Source organism: Yoonia sp. MH D7 (assembly GCF_054439475.1).
On record NZ_JBTJCF010000001.1, the window covers coordinates 2,895,405 to 2,910,352 of the forward strand.

15 protein-coding genes are annotated in these 14,948 nt (G+C 55.3%); 4 read left to right on the forward strand and 11 right to left on the reverse strand.

The annotated features are described in order from the left end of the window. Positions 1-70 precede the first annotated feature (70 nt). Complete coding sequence (dalA, locus tag ACXLHR_RS14430; protein ID WP_458792562.1) at positions 71-628, forward strand: divisome-associated lipoprotein DalA; 558 nt, start codon at positions 71-73, stop codon at positions 626-628. Between the two features lie 23 nt (positions 629-651). Here dalA and ACXLHR_RS14435 read toward each other — a convergent pair whose 3' ends face one another. From ACXLHR_RS14435 to hslO, 7 genes are all read right to left on the reverse strand, one after another. Continuing rightward, a complete protein-coding gene (locus ACXLHR_RS14435) occupies positions 652-1,143 on the reverse strand; it encodes a L,D-transpeptidase family protein (protein ID WP_458792086.1) in 492 nt (163 codons plus the stop codon). An 80-nt stretch (positions 1,144-1,223) separates the two neighbouring features. After that, the gene (locus ACXLHR_RS14440; RefSeq protein WP_458792087.1) at positions 1,224-2,426 is read right to left on the reverse strand and encodes a class I SAM-dependent RNA methyltransferase; all 1,203 of its coding nucleotides are present in this window, start codon (positions 2,424-2,426) and stop codon (positions 1,224-1,226) included. 3 nt (positions 2,427-2,429) lie between these two features. Beyond that, positions 2,430-4,265 (reverse strand): ABC transporter ATP-binding protein, encoded by a 1,836-nt coding sequence (locus ACXLHR_RS14445; RefSeq protein ID WP_458792088.1) that lies wholly within the window; start codon positions 4,263-4,265, stop codon positions 2,430-2,432. Beyond that, on the reverse strand, positions 4,262-6,094 hold the full coding sequence (locus tag ACXLHR_RS14450) for an ABC transporter ATP-binding protein (protein ID WP_458792089.1): 1,833 nt from the start codon (positions 6,092-6,094) through the stop codon (positions 4,262-4,264). The genes ACXLHR_RS14445 and ACXLHR_RS14450 overlap by 4 nt, the downstream gene beginning before the upstream one ends. Before the next feature lie 68 nt (positions 6,095-6,162). After that, positions 6,163-7,293, reverse strand: a complete 1,131-nt coding sequence (locus ACXLHR_RS14455) for a CCA tRNA nucleotidyltransferase (RefSeq protein WP_458792090.1) — start codon at positions 7,291-7,293, stop codon at positions 6,163-6,165. Beyond that, positions 7,290-7,883, reverse strand: coding sequence for a CoA pyrophosphatase (locus ACXLHR_RS14460; RefSeq protein WP_458792091.1), 594 nt, complete (start codon positions 7,881-7,883; stop codon positions 7,290-7,292). Before ACXLHR_RS14460 ends, ACXLHR_RS14455 begins: the two co-directional genes overlap by 4 nt. Continuing rightward, the gene (gene hslO / locus ACXLHR_RS14465) at positions 7,870-8,859 is read right to left on the reverse strand and encodes an Hsp33 family molecular chaperone HslO (RefSeq protein ID WP_458792092.1); all 990 of its coding nucleotides are present in this window, start codon (positions 8,857-8,859) and stop codon (positions 7,870-7,872) included. The genes ACXLHR_RS14460 and hslO overlap by 14 nt, the downstream gene beginning before the upstream one ends. Before the next feature lie 77 nt (positions 8,860-8,936). On the opposite strand from hslO, the gene ACXLHR_RS14470 reads away from it, so the two are divergent. Continuing rightward, positions 8,937-9,374 (forward strand): NUDIX domain-containing protein, encoded by a 438-nt coding sequence (locus ACXLHR_RS14470; RefSeq protein WP_458792093.1) that lies wholly within the window; start codon positions 8,937-8,939, stop codon positions 9,372-9,374. Here the strand turns inward: ACXLHR_RS14470 and ACXLHR_RS14475 are convergent. Continuing rightward, positions 9,371-10,132, reverse strand: a complete 762-nt coding sequence (locus ACXLHR_RS14475) for a hypothetical protein (protein ID WP_458792094.1) — start codon at positions 10,130-10,132, stop codon at positions 9,371-9,373. The genes ACXLHR_RS14470 and ACXLHR_RS14475 overlap by 4 nt on opposite strands. 136 nt (positions 10,133-10,268) lie before the next feature. On the opposite strand from ACXLHR_RS14475, the gene ACXLHR_RS14480 reads away from it, so the two are divergent. Then, a complete protein-coding gene (locus ACXLHR_RS14480; RefSeq protein WP_458792095.1) occupies positions 10,269-11,489 on the forward strand; it encodes an argininosuccinate synthase in 1,221 nt (406 codons plus the stop codon). Here ACXLHR_RS14480 and ACXLHR_RS14485 read toward each other — a convergent pair. Beyond that, on the reverse strand, positions 11,486-12,184 hold the full coding sequence (locus ACXLHR_RS14485) for a sulfotransferase-like domain-containing protein (protein ID WP_458792096.1): 699 nt from the start codon (positions 12,182-12,184) through the stop codon (positions 11,486-11,488). The genes ACXLHR_RS14480 and ACXLHR_RS14485 overlap by 4 nt on opposite strands. Next, positions 12,181-13,092: a D-amino acid aminotransferase gene (locus ACXLHR_RS14490; RefSeq protein ID WP_458792097.1), complete on the reverse strand. Its 912-nt coding sequence runs from the start codon at positions 13,090-13,092 to the stop codon at positions 12,181-12,183. The genes ACXLHR_RS14485 and ACXLHR_RS14490 overlap by 4 nt, the downstream gene beginning before the upstream one ends. A gap of 132 nt (positions 13,093-13,224) precedes the next feature. Between ACXLHR_RS14490 and msrA the strand changes: the two genes are divergently transcribed. Next, on the forward strand, positions 13,225-13,884 hold the full coding sequence (gene msrA / locus ACXLHR_RS14495) for a peptide-methionine (S)-S-oxide reductase MsrA (RefSeq protein ID WP_458792098.1): 660 nt from the start codon (positions 13,225-13,227) through the stop codon (positions 13,882-13,884). Here msrA and ACXLHR_RS14500 read toward each other — a convergent pair. Next, the gene (locus ACXLHR_RS14500; protein WP_458792099.1) at positions 13,874-14,740 is read right to left on the reverse strand and encodes a ribokinase; all 867 of its coding nucleotides are present in this window, start codon (positions 14,738-14,740) and stop codon (positions 13,874-13,876) included. The two genes, msrA and ACXLHR_RS14500, sit on opposite strands and share 11 nt — an antisense overlap. Positions 14,741-14,948 lie beyond the last annotated feature (208 nt).

A 14,948-nucleotide genomic window follows, 5' to 3' on the forward strand; every position in this document is an offset into this window, starting at 1 on the left:
TCTCAACAGCATTTGAAGTGTGTCTATATAACCGTTAAGAAAGAGCTGAATTAGTGAAGCAGGATTTATGATGTTACGACGCCAGATGCTAATCGGCCTATCCCTTGCAGTGCTCTCTGCATGTTCCTCTGGCTCTGCTGCGCGGATCGGCCCCGACGGGCTGCCCTTGCCGCAAATATATCAAATCTCTGCTGGCGACACCGCTGATATCCAATTCCGTATGCTCGATAGCGTGAATACCCTGCGTCAGGCGGCGAACCTTTCGCCTGTGCAACTTGACGCACAACTCAACGCCGCTGCGGCAACGCACGCCCGTGACATGGCCGCACAAAACCGGCCTTGGCTGTTTGGATCCGATGGGTCATCACCACTGGACCGCGCCCGTCGCGTCGGTTTTCGTGGGCGGATCGTTGGCGAGAACATCTCTGAATCCTATGAAACCGAGCTAGAGACGCTGGCCGCATGGATGAATCAGGCCGATACACGCAGCGTGATTCTCGACCCGCAAGCTCGCCGCTTGGGCATCGCATGGTTTCAGGAACCGGCTGGCAAATTGTGGTGGACGATGAACTTGGGTACCGACACTATTGCCGATGCCCCCGTAATGCAGACCGCCGGAACAGGTTAAGCCCCGTTCCAGCTCGGGTCGCTCTAAGGCGCGATCAACACCAAAGCATTATCCGCGACCATGGCGTAAATCTCTTCGATTTCCGGATTCGACACAGCAACGCAACCCCACGTCCAATTGGGTTCACCAACATAGGCCTCAGGCGTGCCGTGAATGAAAATGTCACCGCCCGGCGATTTCCCGATAGAGCGTGCATAGGCACGGTCACGCTCGTTGGGATAGGAAATGCCCAGCGACAGGTGGAAACGACTGTTCGGATTGCGACGGTTCATCCGGTAAACACCTTCCGGCGTGCGCCCGTCACCCTCGACCTGCTTGTGGCCAACGGGACTGAACCCCAATTGAAACCCGTAGCTTTTCATCACAGACGTGCCGCCAACCAGCTGCATAACGCCACGTTCTTTGAAAATCTGAATGCGATCAGCTTTGGTGCCTGAATAGCTTTGGAATTTGCTCGTCGAGCAACCTGCCGCCCCTAAGGCCGCACCAAACATCATTAGTCGTCTAGAAATCATTGTACTGCTCCGGTCTTCGCCGCTTTCTTTTACCAATACACGATTCTCGAAATAAGGTAGCAAAAATTTACGTCGGAAGATTACTTTCGCGTAAAACTGCCGACAACCTCGACATGCGCAGACCAGCGAAACTGATCCACAACCTGCACCCAATTCAACGCAAACCCCGCCTTTTGCAGCGTTGTTGCGTCCCGCGCAAAGGTTACGGGGTTGCACGACACCATTGCGATCACTTTTACGTCAGACGCCGCCAATGTCGCGATTTGCGCCTCGGCGCCCGCGCGTGGCGGATCGATCACAGCTGCATCAAATTTACGCAACTCATCTGGCTCTAACGGCCGACGGAACAGGTCGCGCGCTTCACTTGTGACCCGCTTCAAGCCCTTACCTTCACGCCAACCACGATCAAGCGCCGCAATCATGTCTTTCTCGCCCTCGACCGCATGGACTTCGGCACGCGCGGCCAAAGGCAACGTAAACGTGCCGGACCCCGCAAACAAATCCACGATTCGGTTCGCGCCCGCGGTGATCTCTTCAACCACACCCAGCAGCGCCAGTTCACCATGCTTGGTCGCCTGCAAAAACGCGCCGGCGGGCGGCACAACGACAGTATTGCCAAATTGCTGCACAGGTGGATGCATCGTCACCACAGGTTCATCAACCCAGACCAAACGCGCAATATCATTGTTCTGCGCAAAAGCGGCCAATTCTGTGCGCAACTCGGCAGTTAGCGGCTTTTCGGTATCAACAACAATATCCATGCCCGAAATCGTCTCGGTCACCGTCAACGCAATCTCGGCCTTGCGCGACGCCGCAATCACCACAAGCGCCTCTAGCATCGGGAATGCCGCCATCAAATTCGGCGTTAGCAACTGACACTCGGGCACAGGAATTAGCGTATTTGTGCCCTTGGCATGAAAGCCCAACATCGCCCCGCTCTTGGTACGCTTACCCGCCAGCTTTGCGCGACGTCGTGAATTGGGAGGGCTAGTCAACACATCGCGGAACGTGGTCTCGATACGCTGTGCGGACAGCGCTTTTTGCACAATCCCCAGCTTCCAATTTGCCACAAAGGCATCATTGGCGTGCTGCATCGCGCAACCACCACAGGTCTTGAAATGCTTGCAAGGCGCTGCCACACGATCAGGCGACGGCGTGACAATGCGCACCGTCCCGTCTTGGGCCACGGCCACCTCTTCACCCGGCAAAACGCGCGGCAACAACGTGCGCCCGTCATCCACTTTGCCTAGTCCCAGATGGGTCAGCCCTTCAATCATCGCCATAATTTATTCCGCCGCATCTTTTACATTAATAAATCCGCCCGACTGCCGGTTCCAATAACGCGCATAGAGCCCGTCTTTCGCCAGTAGTTCAGCGTGAGACCCCTGTTCCTTGATGCGCCCCGCGTCAAGCACAATGATACGGTCCATGCGGGCAAGGGTCGAAAGGCGGTGCGCAATTGCAATGACCGTCTTACCCTCCATCACACTTTCTAACGCATGTTGGATCGATGCCTCGACTTCGGAATCAAGCGCGCTTGTCGCCTCGTCCAACACCAAGATCGGCGCATCCTTCAAAATCGCACGGGCGATCGCGATGCGTTGACGTTGACCACCCGACAGCTTCACACCGCGCTCGCCCAAGTGCGCATCATAGCCACTACGCCCCTTAAAATCACTTAACACGGTAATGAAATCATCCGCCTCGGCCTGCTTTGCCGCCGCGACAATCTCGTCTTGTGTTGCGTCAGGTTTGCCGTACCCAATGTTATCGCTGGCAGAGCGATTGAACATCGCCGTTTCTTGGGTAACCATACCAATCTGGCGGCGCAGACTTTCTTGCGTGACATGGGCAATGTCCTGTCCGTCGATCTCTATCGCACCACTTTCTGTATTATACAGCCGCAGAAGTAGCGACACGAGCGTCGACTTACCGGCGCCAGACGCCCCCACGATCCCCAGTTTTTCACCACCAGAAACCGACAGATTCACGCCCTGCAAACCACCCGCGCCACCGCCGTAGGTAAAGGTAACATCCTTGAAATCAATCGCCGCTTTCGTAACGGCCATCTCGACGGCATCCGCATCATCCACCAACTTGTGCGCAGGGCTTAAGGTGCGGATCGCATCCTCAACCTCACCCACATTGGCATACATGCCCAAAAGCGTGAAACTGACCCAACCGGTCATTTGCGCAAGGCGTAAACCAATTGTGCCACTCACCGCGATATCGCCCGCACTTGCTGATCCGGTTGTCCAGAAATACAGCGTCGCCCCGACCATAATCAGCGGCAAAAGCCCCGCCAGCGTCATCAGCAGAAAACGAAAACTGGCTGAGATCATGCCAAATCCGACAGAAGCCTGACGCATTTCTTCCATCGCATCAATCGCGGCGCGGTCCTCGAAGCTATCATGCGCAAACAGCTTGACTGTCTTGATGTTCGTGACCGTATCAACCACCTGCCCCGTGACCATTGCACGGCTTGCAGCACGTTTTTTCGACGACGCCCGCACACGCGGCATATAAAACCGGATCAACATCCCATAGGCTACGACCCAAACTGCCAGCAGCAGCGCACTGCGACCATCAATCGTGAACATCAAAATGACCGAGCCGATCAATGACGCCGCAGCAAAAATCACAGTATGGATCATCTCGACCACTAGGTCAGTCGCAGCCCTTGCCGCCTGACCCTGCTTTTGCGCTATGCGCCCCGCGAAATCATCGTCAAAAAACTGCACCGATTGGCCCAGCGTGTGACGGTGCAACCGCGAATAAATCATGTTCATAATCGCAGGGGCCAAAACCACCGACTGCATCAGGCCAGACAGACCAAAAATCACGGGCCGCAACAGTACGAAAAATGCAGTGACGCCGAGCAATAGGCCCATATTCGTGTCAAAAAATGTAACCGAATTTGACGCAAGTGCTGCATCGATCACCATACCTAAAATCAGCGCAGACATAACTTCGACCAAGCCGCCCAGCGCGGACACAACACCGCCCAACGCCATGTAGCGATAGCTGCCTTTAAAGCCCCACTTCAGGAAGGCCAGCAAGCTATGCGGTGGCGGCCCGTCAGCAGGGGAAAATGCGTCGATCAATTTTGAAATCTGTCTCATGTCTGTCCTAAAAATCCACCGGACTGACGCGCCCAGAATTTTGCGTACTGCCCGCCACGCGCAAGCAAACTGTCGTGTGTGCCGTCTTCGATTATACGGCCATTTTCCATCACAATGATGCGGTCCATCTGCGCAATCGTTGAAAGTCTGTGAGCAATCGCGACGACAGTTTTGCCTTCCATCATGCCATAGAGCGTTTCTTGAATTGCGGCCTCTGCTTCTGAATCTAGTGCGCTAGTCGCCTCATCCAATAGCAGGATCGGTGCATTTTTCAACATGACCCTCGCAAGCGCAATACGTTGCCGCTGCCCGCCAGATAACTTGACGCCTCGCTCGCCGACACGCGCGTCATATCCTTTGTTTCCTTCGCTGTCTTGCAGCCCAAGAATAAAGTCATGCGCGGCGGCTTGTCTCGCGGCAGCAAAGACCTGTGCGTCAGATGCGGTCGGATCACCAAACAGAATGTTTTCACGCACGGTGCGGTGCAACAGCGCGCTGTCTTGTTGAACCATGCCAATCGCAAGGCGCAGGCTGTCTTGGGTCACGCCGAAAATCGGTTGATCGTCCAGCAAGATCGCGCCTTTCTCTACGTCGTAAAATCGCAAGAGCAGCTTGACCAAGGTCGATTTTCCAGCGCCGGATTGGCCGACAAGCCCTACTTTTTCGCCGGCCTTTATTGTCAGGTTGATATGATCCAGCCCGCCCGCATCCTTGCCGTAATGATGCGACACATCGCGAATTTCGATTTTGCCTTTAGTCAAGTTTAACGGTGTTGCGTTCGCTGCATCAAGCAACGTAATCGGCTGCGCGATTGTTTTCATCCCTTCGGCAACGACACCCAATTCGCGGAAAAAGATGGTGAATGCCCACATGATCCAGCCCGACATCGCATTTAACCGCAGCGCCAATGTGCTGGCCGCGGCAACCACGCCAACGGTCGCACTTCCGTCCATCCACAGTTTGATCGCCCAGCCTGTGACGCCCACGATCAGGAAGCCATTCAAGATCATCAAAGCCACGTCCATGATGGTGTAATAGCGCATCTCGATTTGGAATGTGCGGCGGGTTTCCTCAATCGCCTCTTTGGCATAAGCCACTTCGTTGTCGTGATGCGCGAACATTTTGACGGCGTGAATGTTGGTGTAGCTGTCGACCACACGGCCCGTTACCGCGCTGCGGGCATTTGAAGCGGCCTCTGATGCGGGTCCGATTTTCTTGACCACCCAGCGCAGCAAAAACAGATAGGGAATAAGCCACACCATCATCGGGATAATCAGCCGCACGTCAGCATCACCGAGCAAAATTGCGGCGCCGACGAGGTAAGCCATCGCGAACGTGATCGCGTCGAAAAGTTGGAACACCACTTCGCCCGCGGCGGGCGGCGTTTGCATGATCCGGTTGGCGATGCGCCCTGCAAAATCGTTTTCGAACCAGCCAACCGATTGCCGCAGGACATGACGGTGGGCGCGCCAGCGCACGAGAGTGCCAAAGTTAGGCAAGATTGCGTTGTTTAGTAGGGCCACTTGGAAAATATGCAACGCGGGACGGCAGGTCAGGATGAATATTGCGACCAATATCATCTCGGTGCCGTGGAGCGCCCAAACGTCAGAAACCTTATCCGCGGATAAGGTATCGACCAAGCGGCCCACATAATAAATCAGCCAAACCTCGACGGCGGCGATCACGACGGAGGCGATACCCGCCAGCCAGAACACACGGCGAAAGGGCCGCGCATATTCGCGTAGAAAAGCTAATAATTTGGTAGGGGGCTGATCGGTCTCTTCATAGGATATATAAGGATCGACGAGGTTCTCGAAAAATCGAAACACGGTGGGCTGCCTTCGTTGGTTTTGGGTGATGTTAACGCGAACAATCGGAAAGGCAAACCATCTGAATGTTATCCGAGCAGGTCTTGTTTTGTGAGCTTGAAACCGGACGCGATCCAGTCGTCTTGTGCGTTTTTGAGGGCCGTGCCGAGTGCTGCGCCTTGGAGGGCGGGCATCAGATCAGCCGCTTTGAGTGGAAAGGTTTGGCTGGCTGCAAATTGGGTCAGTTGGATGGTGGCTGGATCAAGCTGCTGACCCAAGCTGGCTGCCTCTATTGCGGCGCGATCAAGTGCGATGTTGGCACCGTGGTTGTATGCCAATGTGGCGAGGCTTTGCGTGCCGGATAGTTGCGTTATGAGTTTTTCGTGCTTGGTGGTCAGCCGTAAACCGTCGCGCATACCGCCCATTGCGACCAGTCTGCGGATGGGGTCGGGCGATAAACCTGCCTGCTGCTCGACATGTACCAGCACCGCGATAATTTGTGACGTGGCACCGGGTAGGATTTGCCCCAGAACGCCCGCCGCAGCCATGGAGGCGAGTGCTGGTGCGGGATCGGGTGCGGTTAGCAGTTTGAGTAGTTCGGAGGTAATGCGTTCTTTTGACAGGCCTGAGAGTCCGTCGAGGTTGGCGGCGCAGGCGGCCAGTCCGTCGGCATCTATTCCGCCAGCGGGGTCGCCGTACCATGCGTGGAAGCGGAAGAAGCGCAAGATGCGCAGGTAGTCTTCTTTGATGCGCTGGTCGGCATCATTAATGAAACGCACGTGTCGTTTATAAAGATCGGGTAGGCCATTGAGTGGGTCGGAAATTTCGCCCAGCGCATCGCAGTAGAGCGCGTTCATGGTGAAGTCACGGCGGCCCGCGTCTTCTAGCATGGTGTCGGCGAAGGCGACTACGGCGCGGCGTCCATCGGTCGCAACATCGCGGCGGAAGGTTGTGATCTCGAACGGGATACCATTCGCGATGACGGTCACGGTGCCGTGGTCGATGCCTGTGGGAACGGCTTTGAGGCCTGCGGATTGCGCAAGGTCCATCACGCGGTTCGGGCGGGCGTCAGTGCTAAGGTCGAGGTCGGAAACGGGTGCGTTGATGAGCGCGTTGCGCACACAGCCGCCGACGAACCATGCCTGATGGCCTGCGTCAGTGAGCATGGCGCAAACTGTTTGAGCGGGGCCGTTGAGCCAAGGTGCGGTTAGGCGCGTCATGTCATGCGGTCCGCAAGGGCGCGCAGGATGCGGGCGGTGGCGCCCCAAATGTAGTAGGGACCGAAAGGCACAACATAATATCTGCGCATGTGTCCCTGCCAGCGCCGTCCCTGCACGTTGAAATTCCCAGGGTTTGTGACGTGGGCGAATGGGACTTCGAATACTTCGCTGACCTCGCCGATTTCGGGGATTGCGAGGAAGGGGCCGTGTACGACGGCGAGAACGGGGGTAATTGCGTAGCCTGTCACAGTTTCATGGCAGGGCAATGTGCCTATGACTTGGACCTGTGCAGGATCGAGAGCGATTTCCTCGTGCGCTTCGCGTAGAGCGGCGGCGGTGGGTGTGGCGTCTATCGGATCTTGCTTGCCGCCTGCGAACGCGATTTGACCCGGATGATGTTTGAGCCGAGCAGACCGTTTGGTAAGGATCAGGTTGCCGGTGTCAGCGCGGAAAGCAATCAGAACGGAGGCGGGGGTCAGTTTACGGTCCGCTGGCAAAATGATGCCTTTGTTCAAGTCGTAGTCCGTCGATGCGCCGCCTGTTTTTGACAGCGCATCGGTCAGGTTTTTGATCAGGTCAGGCGTCGTCACTTTTCGCCTCGAACCCAAGTGTCTCGGGCTGGAAAACATAGTGCGAGCCGCAGAACTGGCAGTCAGCAGTGACGGTGCCCTCATCGGTAATCATGTGGCCGATGTCTTTTTGAGAATAGATCGACAGGGATTGGCGCACGCGATCCTCCGAGCAGGAGCAACCGAATTTCACGGGCTGGGAGTCGTAGATGCGCGGCTGTTCCTCGTGGAACAGGCGGATCAAAAGTTCGCTTGGTGTGACGGTTGGGCCGATCAATTCGAGTACATCTACAGTGTCGAGAAGAGCGTTTGCGCGGGTCCAGTTTTCGCCTTCGACTTCGTCGAGGATGTCCTCGGGCAGTAGCAGGCCGTCTTCACCAGAGCCGCCGTCGCCTTTCAGGTCGATTGACCCTTTTGGCATGTGCTGAAGCAATACGCCGCCTGCGCGCCACTGTTCATTTTCACCGCGAATCTGGCTACGCCCGAAGGTCAGCTCGAACCGTGTCGGGATTTGTTCGGATTGCGCAAAATAGGTTTCGGCGCATTTTGATAGGGAATCGCCAGATAGCGGTGTGACGCCTTGGTAGGGCGTCATGTCAGGACCTTGGTCGATCAGGATCGCGAAGTAACCTTTGCCGATTTGGCTAAATGGCACCGCTTTCAGGTTGATGGTATCTGGATCATAGCTGGCGTAGGCGCGGATGCGCGCGGGTGCGCCGTCGTCGGTCGGGCCGTAGTAATCAGTCGCAATAAAGCGGATCGGCCCGTCGCCGCGCACTTGCAGGGACAGTTTCCAGCGAAGTTTCATGGATTGCCCGATCAGCGCGGTCAGCAAACACATCTCGGCGACCAGCCCCTCGATCTCGTCGGGGTAGCTGTGTTGACGCAGGACCTCTTCCAAGGTGCCGTCAAGACGCGCCACGCGACCGCGAATATCGGAGGCGTCGAGTTGAAATGGCAGGACTGTGTCGTCCCAAGCAATTTTGCTGGTCGTCATGGGCTTTCCTTACATGTGCGGAATTGGCATACCCCGACTATATAGGTGCGGCAAGGCCGTGTCCAAGGGGTGAAGCTATGATCAAACGGTATGGAAACGCGCCAAAGGCGGGTGTGCGGTATAAAATGCGGGCAGGGGCGTATGCGATTTTGCCAAATGCGGGGCAGTTGTTGTTGACATATCAGGGCGCACCCCACTTTGAATATCAGCTACCTGGTGGCGGGATTGATCCGGGTGAAAGTCCTATTCAGGCGCTGCACCGCGAAGTGTTTGAGGAAACCGGTTGGCGTATTGCCAAGGCGCGTCGATTGGGTGCGTTTCGACGTTTTGTCTGGATGCCGGATTACGAACTGTACGCGGAAAAGATGTGCCATATTTATACAGCTATTCCTGTAATGCCGCACGGCCCAGCAACCGAGACAAACCATCAAGCGGTTTGGATGTATGCCAGCGACGCCATTCAGGAGCTATCCAATGATGGCGACGCGGCCTTTGTTGCGAATATGTCGTTCTAAAGCGGGCGTTTTTCGATCAGGTGCCCGTAAAGTGTGGTCAGGATCGAAAGGCCCAGCATGATGGTCAACCATTGCAGGAACACGTCCAAGACGACGCCCACAAGCGAGCCTGCTGCGTAGAAGTTGCCCAGTATATATGCAGGCAGGACGTTGATCCCCATCAAGATAAGAGCCACACCAAAGATCGTTTTAGACATCGGCGCAGTTGCGGCCCATGCCTCTGACATCGTCATCCCGCTACCAATCGCTGTTGCTGGCAGAGCGATGGCCCAGCGCATCCAGAGGTAGGCCAATGCTGTAAGTCCGCAAAATAGGGCGAGCAATGGCACGAGGAGTGATCCGCTGCCGGCGAAAGGCGCAGCAATCAGGCTGGTGAGCAGAAACACGGGGATTGCGGCGAGTGATACAATCAAACCCAACCACATGCTTTGCCCGACGTAAGACCAGATCGGCCGGTTTTTGTAGACGGGAACAAGTGCTGTGTATTCTTCTTTGAGGATAAACCGGTGCCATGACACGGCGACCCAACCGAAAACGAAAATCGCGAAGATCGCAAGCGGGATCAGGAGGAAGATTGCATAAGGAGAGTATGTCTCTGGCAATACTGTCGGGCTCATCGACACTGGTAACCCCATGAGCGCAAAGCTGGTCAACACGGTGGCAACAAGAATACCGTAGGGGATCAGCGAGACCTTTAACGCTTGTCCCAAGTTGCCAAAAATCATCGCAAACGCGTGCCGCACCAATTGCCAAGCCATGTCAAAACCCCTTTTGCATTAAAATCTGGCTATTCGTTACACCACCTCATGCCGTGGTCAACGCCATATCCTTGCGCGGTCTCGTAAAAGGCGATATCGCACGGGTGAAATTCCGCGTGATATAAAGGCTAATCTTATGACTGCTCCGAAAAAAGTTGTTCTCGCATATTCTGGTGGTCTGGATACCTCGATTATCCTGAAGTGGCTACAAACCGAATATGGCTGTGAAGTTGTGACGTTTACTGCTGATTTGGGGCAGGGCGAAGAGTTGGAGCCTGCGCGCGCCAAGGCAGAGATGATGGGTGCATCATCGATTTATATCGAAGATTTGCGCGAAGAGTTTGTGCGCGATTTCGTGTTTCCTATGTTCCGCGCCAATGCGGTTTACGAGGGTGTTTATCTGCTGGGCACATCGATTGCGCGTCCGTTGATTTCCAAGCGTTTGGTTGAGATTGCCGCACTTGAGGGTGCTGATGCTGTGGCGCACGGCGCGACTGGTAAGGGCAACGATCAGGTTCGGTTTGAATTGGCCGCTTATGCGCTAAACCCCGAAATTAAGGTTATTGCGCCTTGGCGTGAGTGGGATTTGACAAGCCGGACGCGCCTGTTGGAGTTTGCGGAAAAGAACCAGATTCCTGTGGCCAAGGATAAGCGCGGCGAAGCGCCGTTCTCGGTTGATGCGAACCTGTTGCATACCTCGTCCGAGGGTAAGGTTCTGGAAGATCCAAGCCAAGAAGCGCCGGAATATGTTTATCAGCGCACCGTGTCCCCAGAGGATGCGCCTGATATGCCAGAGATGGTCGAAGTCGGGTTTGAGCGCGGCGATGCAGTGTCTATTAACGGCGAAATGATGTCACCTGCCACGATCCTGACCAAGTTGAACGAGCTGGGTGGCAAGCATGGTGTGGGTCGTTTGGACCTCGTTGAGAACCGTTTTGTGGGCATGAAGTCGCGCGGGATTTATGAGACGCCAGGCGGCACGATCTTGCTGGAAGCGCACCGTGGCATCGAGCAGATCACGTTGGATTCTGGTGCGGGTCATTTGAAAGACAGCATTATGCCACGTTATGCAGAGCTGATTTACAATGGTTTCTGGTTCTCGCCAGAGCGCGAAATGATGCAGGCGCTGATCGACAAAAGCCAAGAGCATGTCAGCGGTACAGTGCGCGTGAAACTGTATAAAGGCACTGCGTCCACTGTGGCGCGTTGGTCGGAAAACAGCCTCTATTCCGAAGCGCATGTGACATTTGAAGAAGATGCCGGTGCGTATGATCAGACGGATGCGCAGGGCTTTATTCAGTTGAATGCGTTGCGTTTGAAGTTGATTGCTGCGCGAAACCGTCGTGTGAAGTCCTAAATTTTATGCGCTGCCAGTTTTTCGTAATGTGGCAGCGCATTTTCCAACAAGGTTAGATCGCGCCCTGATAGAGTGGGCAGCGGCCCTTCTGTTCCCGCAAAACCTGTTGATTTATGCACCGCATTGTACCAATGCGCGGCCCAGATGCCGTCGTCGTCTCTAGGGCCTGCGGACCATGATAGCATGGCGGAATCGAATGGCAGATCAATGGCTTTGCACAGTTTTCTCAGTGCATTTTCAGGCTCTTGGCGGATGTCCGCGCTATCGATAACCAGCCCGCCGATCCGATCAAAAAGCGCTGCTTGCTGACGGAAGCCGATGTCGTCGTCGGTGATGTCTGCGCGTTTCACGCCGTAGCTTGCAATGACGTAAGCGGGATGGCGGATCAGGTGGATATTAACGCAGTCGCGGGTCCAATCGAGCGGGAAGCCGTCAATCATGTGATGAGGCATATGTTTCATGTAGAGATGCGGCTTTTGCGCTGGAATAGGGTCGATGCAGCGTTGGGCGACGGCATTGGGATCGTTTTCGTGGCCAGCGATAATCTCTGCGGCCATCGGGTGATCTAAGCCTGTTTTCGCAAGATAGGGTGCATAAAAGGGCTCGTCCCAGATCGCGAAGTCGGGGCGGTTGCCGAAGGCATACATCATTGCTGTCGAGAGATTGCGGGGGCCGGACCATATTGCGATTTTCATGCGGATACCTCTTTTGCGATAAGGTTTTTATAAAGCGCGCGCAGGCGAGTTGTGATTGGGCCAAGTTCGCCTGATCCAATCACGCGACCGTCGAGTGAGCCGACGGGGGTCTGTGCGCCAAAGGTGCCGGTGAGGAAAGCCTCGTCTGCGCCGTAAGTGTCAACAAGGCTGAAATTACGCTCGAACACTGGAATGTCGTTGGCGCGGCACAGATCAATAACCTTTTGGCGGGTGATGCCATTCATGCAGTAGTCGCCTGTGCTGGTCCAAACCGCGCCTTTTCGCACGATGAAAAAGTTACAGGCGTTAGTTGTGTTCACGAACCCGTTGATGTCGAGCATCAGGGCTTCGTCGGCGCCAGCTTTCGTAGCGGCGATGCAGGCGAGGATGCAGTTGAGTTTGGAATGGCTGTTGAGTTTCGGGTCTTGGGTCATTGGCAGGCCGCGCAGATGTGGGACAGTTGCGAGGGTGATTGGGCGTGGGAGTTTGGGGCGCGAGTGTTCCATGATAATCACCATGGTCGGGCCAGATTGCGAGAGTGACGGGTGTTGGAAGGGTAGAACTTTTACGCCGCGCGTAATCATCAGACGGGCGTGGACATTATCGGTCATGTCGTTCGATTTTTGTGTGTCTAACAAGGCAGAAATGACGCCATTTCGGTCCATTCCTATATCGAGATCAATTGCTTTTGCTGCCTCGAACAGCCGGTCCATGTGTTCGTTCAGGAAGGCCCATGTGTTGTTGTAGAGGCGCAGCCCTTCCCAGACGCCATCGCCGAGCATGAAGCCGCTGTCATAAACGCTTACTTTCGCGTCATCTCTGGGGACGATTTTCCCGTCAACGTAAATCAGGATTTCGGCGTTGCGCGCGTCTTCTTGGGCTTGGTGAGTTGTCACGTGTTCGGTCATGTTGGTCCCCTTTTGGTCAGGCTATTGCGACTGTTTGAATGTTCCAAGTGGTAAAGAGCGCGTGAACTCACCCTTGCGTGAATTGCTTTGCGCTGAGTGAACGGTGAATGTGGGGAAAACAGGAGTAGAGAAATGAAGATTTCAACGAGAACTGCTAAGACGGCGGCATTGGCCATTTTGATTGGCACTGGTGCAATGCTGCAAGGCACAACGGCAGATGCGGAAGATATTCAGCAGATGGTTGTTGCTGGTGGGTGTTTTTGGTGTGTGGAAAGCGACTTTGAAAGTGTAGACGGCGTGTCGGAGGTTTTGTCTGGCTATGCGGGTGGCACGACTGTGGACCCGACCTATAAGACGCTACGCGGCACAGGGCATTATGAGGTCGCGCAGATCACTTATGATGCGGATGTTGTGAGTTACGCGACGCTGCTGAACATGTTCTTCAGGTCTGTTGATCCGACCGATGCCGGTGGTCAGTTCTGTGACCGTGGTGATGTGTATCGCACGGCGATTTTTGTGTCTAACCCTGACGAAGAAGCGACTGCGCAGGCGGAACTGGCAGCGGCCCAGAGTGAGTTGGGCCAGCAGATCGTGACCCCGATTCTGCCTGCTGCGCAATTCTATGTCGCCGAGGATTATCATCAGGATTATTATCTTGGCACAAACCGTGTGATTACCCGTGGGGGTGTGAAAACCCAGGCGGAGGCTTATGAGTTCTACCGCGAAGGTTGTGGTCGTGATGAGCGTATCACTGCGTTATGGGGGGCCGAGGCCCCATTTGTTAACCATTAAACGCGCGGACCTCCGAGAGGTCGGGGATCACGTCTGACGTACCTTGGCGGGTGACCATAAGTGCGCCCGCCTTGGTAGCGAGATTGATTGCCTGCGCCATTGGCATCCCTTGATCAAGGCCAGCCAGAACGTAGCCCGTGAAGGTATCGCCCGCGCCAGTTGTGTCGATGGGCGTGACTGGGATGGCGTCGAAATGCTGTTTACCGTTTGGCCCATACCAGTCAGCCCCGTCACTGCCTAATGTAACGATCACGTCTGGAACGCCCAGCGCGTCGGGGGTTTTGCCGGTGGCTTTTGCAAGTTGGGCCGCCTCGACCTCGTTCAGGATCAGGAAATCAAGATGTTCGATTACGGCTTGTGTCCGTTCGGCAGAGAAGGGGGCGGCGGCGTAGGCGACTTTTAAACCCATTTTCTTGGCTAAGGCTGCGCCTGTGCGTTGCAGGTTTGTTTCATTTTGCGTCACAAACCAGTCGCCTGTTTGCGCCTCTGACAAGGCGGTTTGCAGGGCGGTTTGTGGGATTTCACCGTTCGCACCTGCGTGCAGCAGGATTGCGTTTTCGCCTTGTGAGTCGACCATGATAACGGCGTGACCTGTTGCCGTTTCGACCAGTGCGATATGTTGTGTGTAAACGCCGTATTCGAGCAGGCGCTCTGCTGCCCAGACGCCGTCAGGTCCAAGTGCGCCGATGTGGTTGATTCTACTGCCCGCGCGCGCGATGGCGACGGACATGTTGGCACCTTTGCCACCCATGTATACTTTGCGGTCTGTCGAAGACAGTGTTTCGCCGGGCGCTGGGATGTGCGGAACAGTGTAGACGAGGTCGACGTTGATAGAGCCGAGATTCCAGATTGCCATGAGTGACCTACCTTGCGGGCCGTGCTGACGGCCATATTGAGATTTTCGTTGTCGGTTGAGTCAGTCGATCAGATTTTCACAGATTTGCCAATGGCCGACAGGATCGTGGTGATGATGGTGGCGGTTTATATTCCTGACTTTGATGGGATTTTCAGTTCGGGGAAAAGTCTATCTTTATCACTTTCGCAGCCAAGGTGAGGCGGTTAGT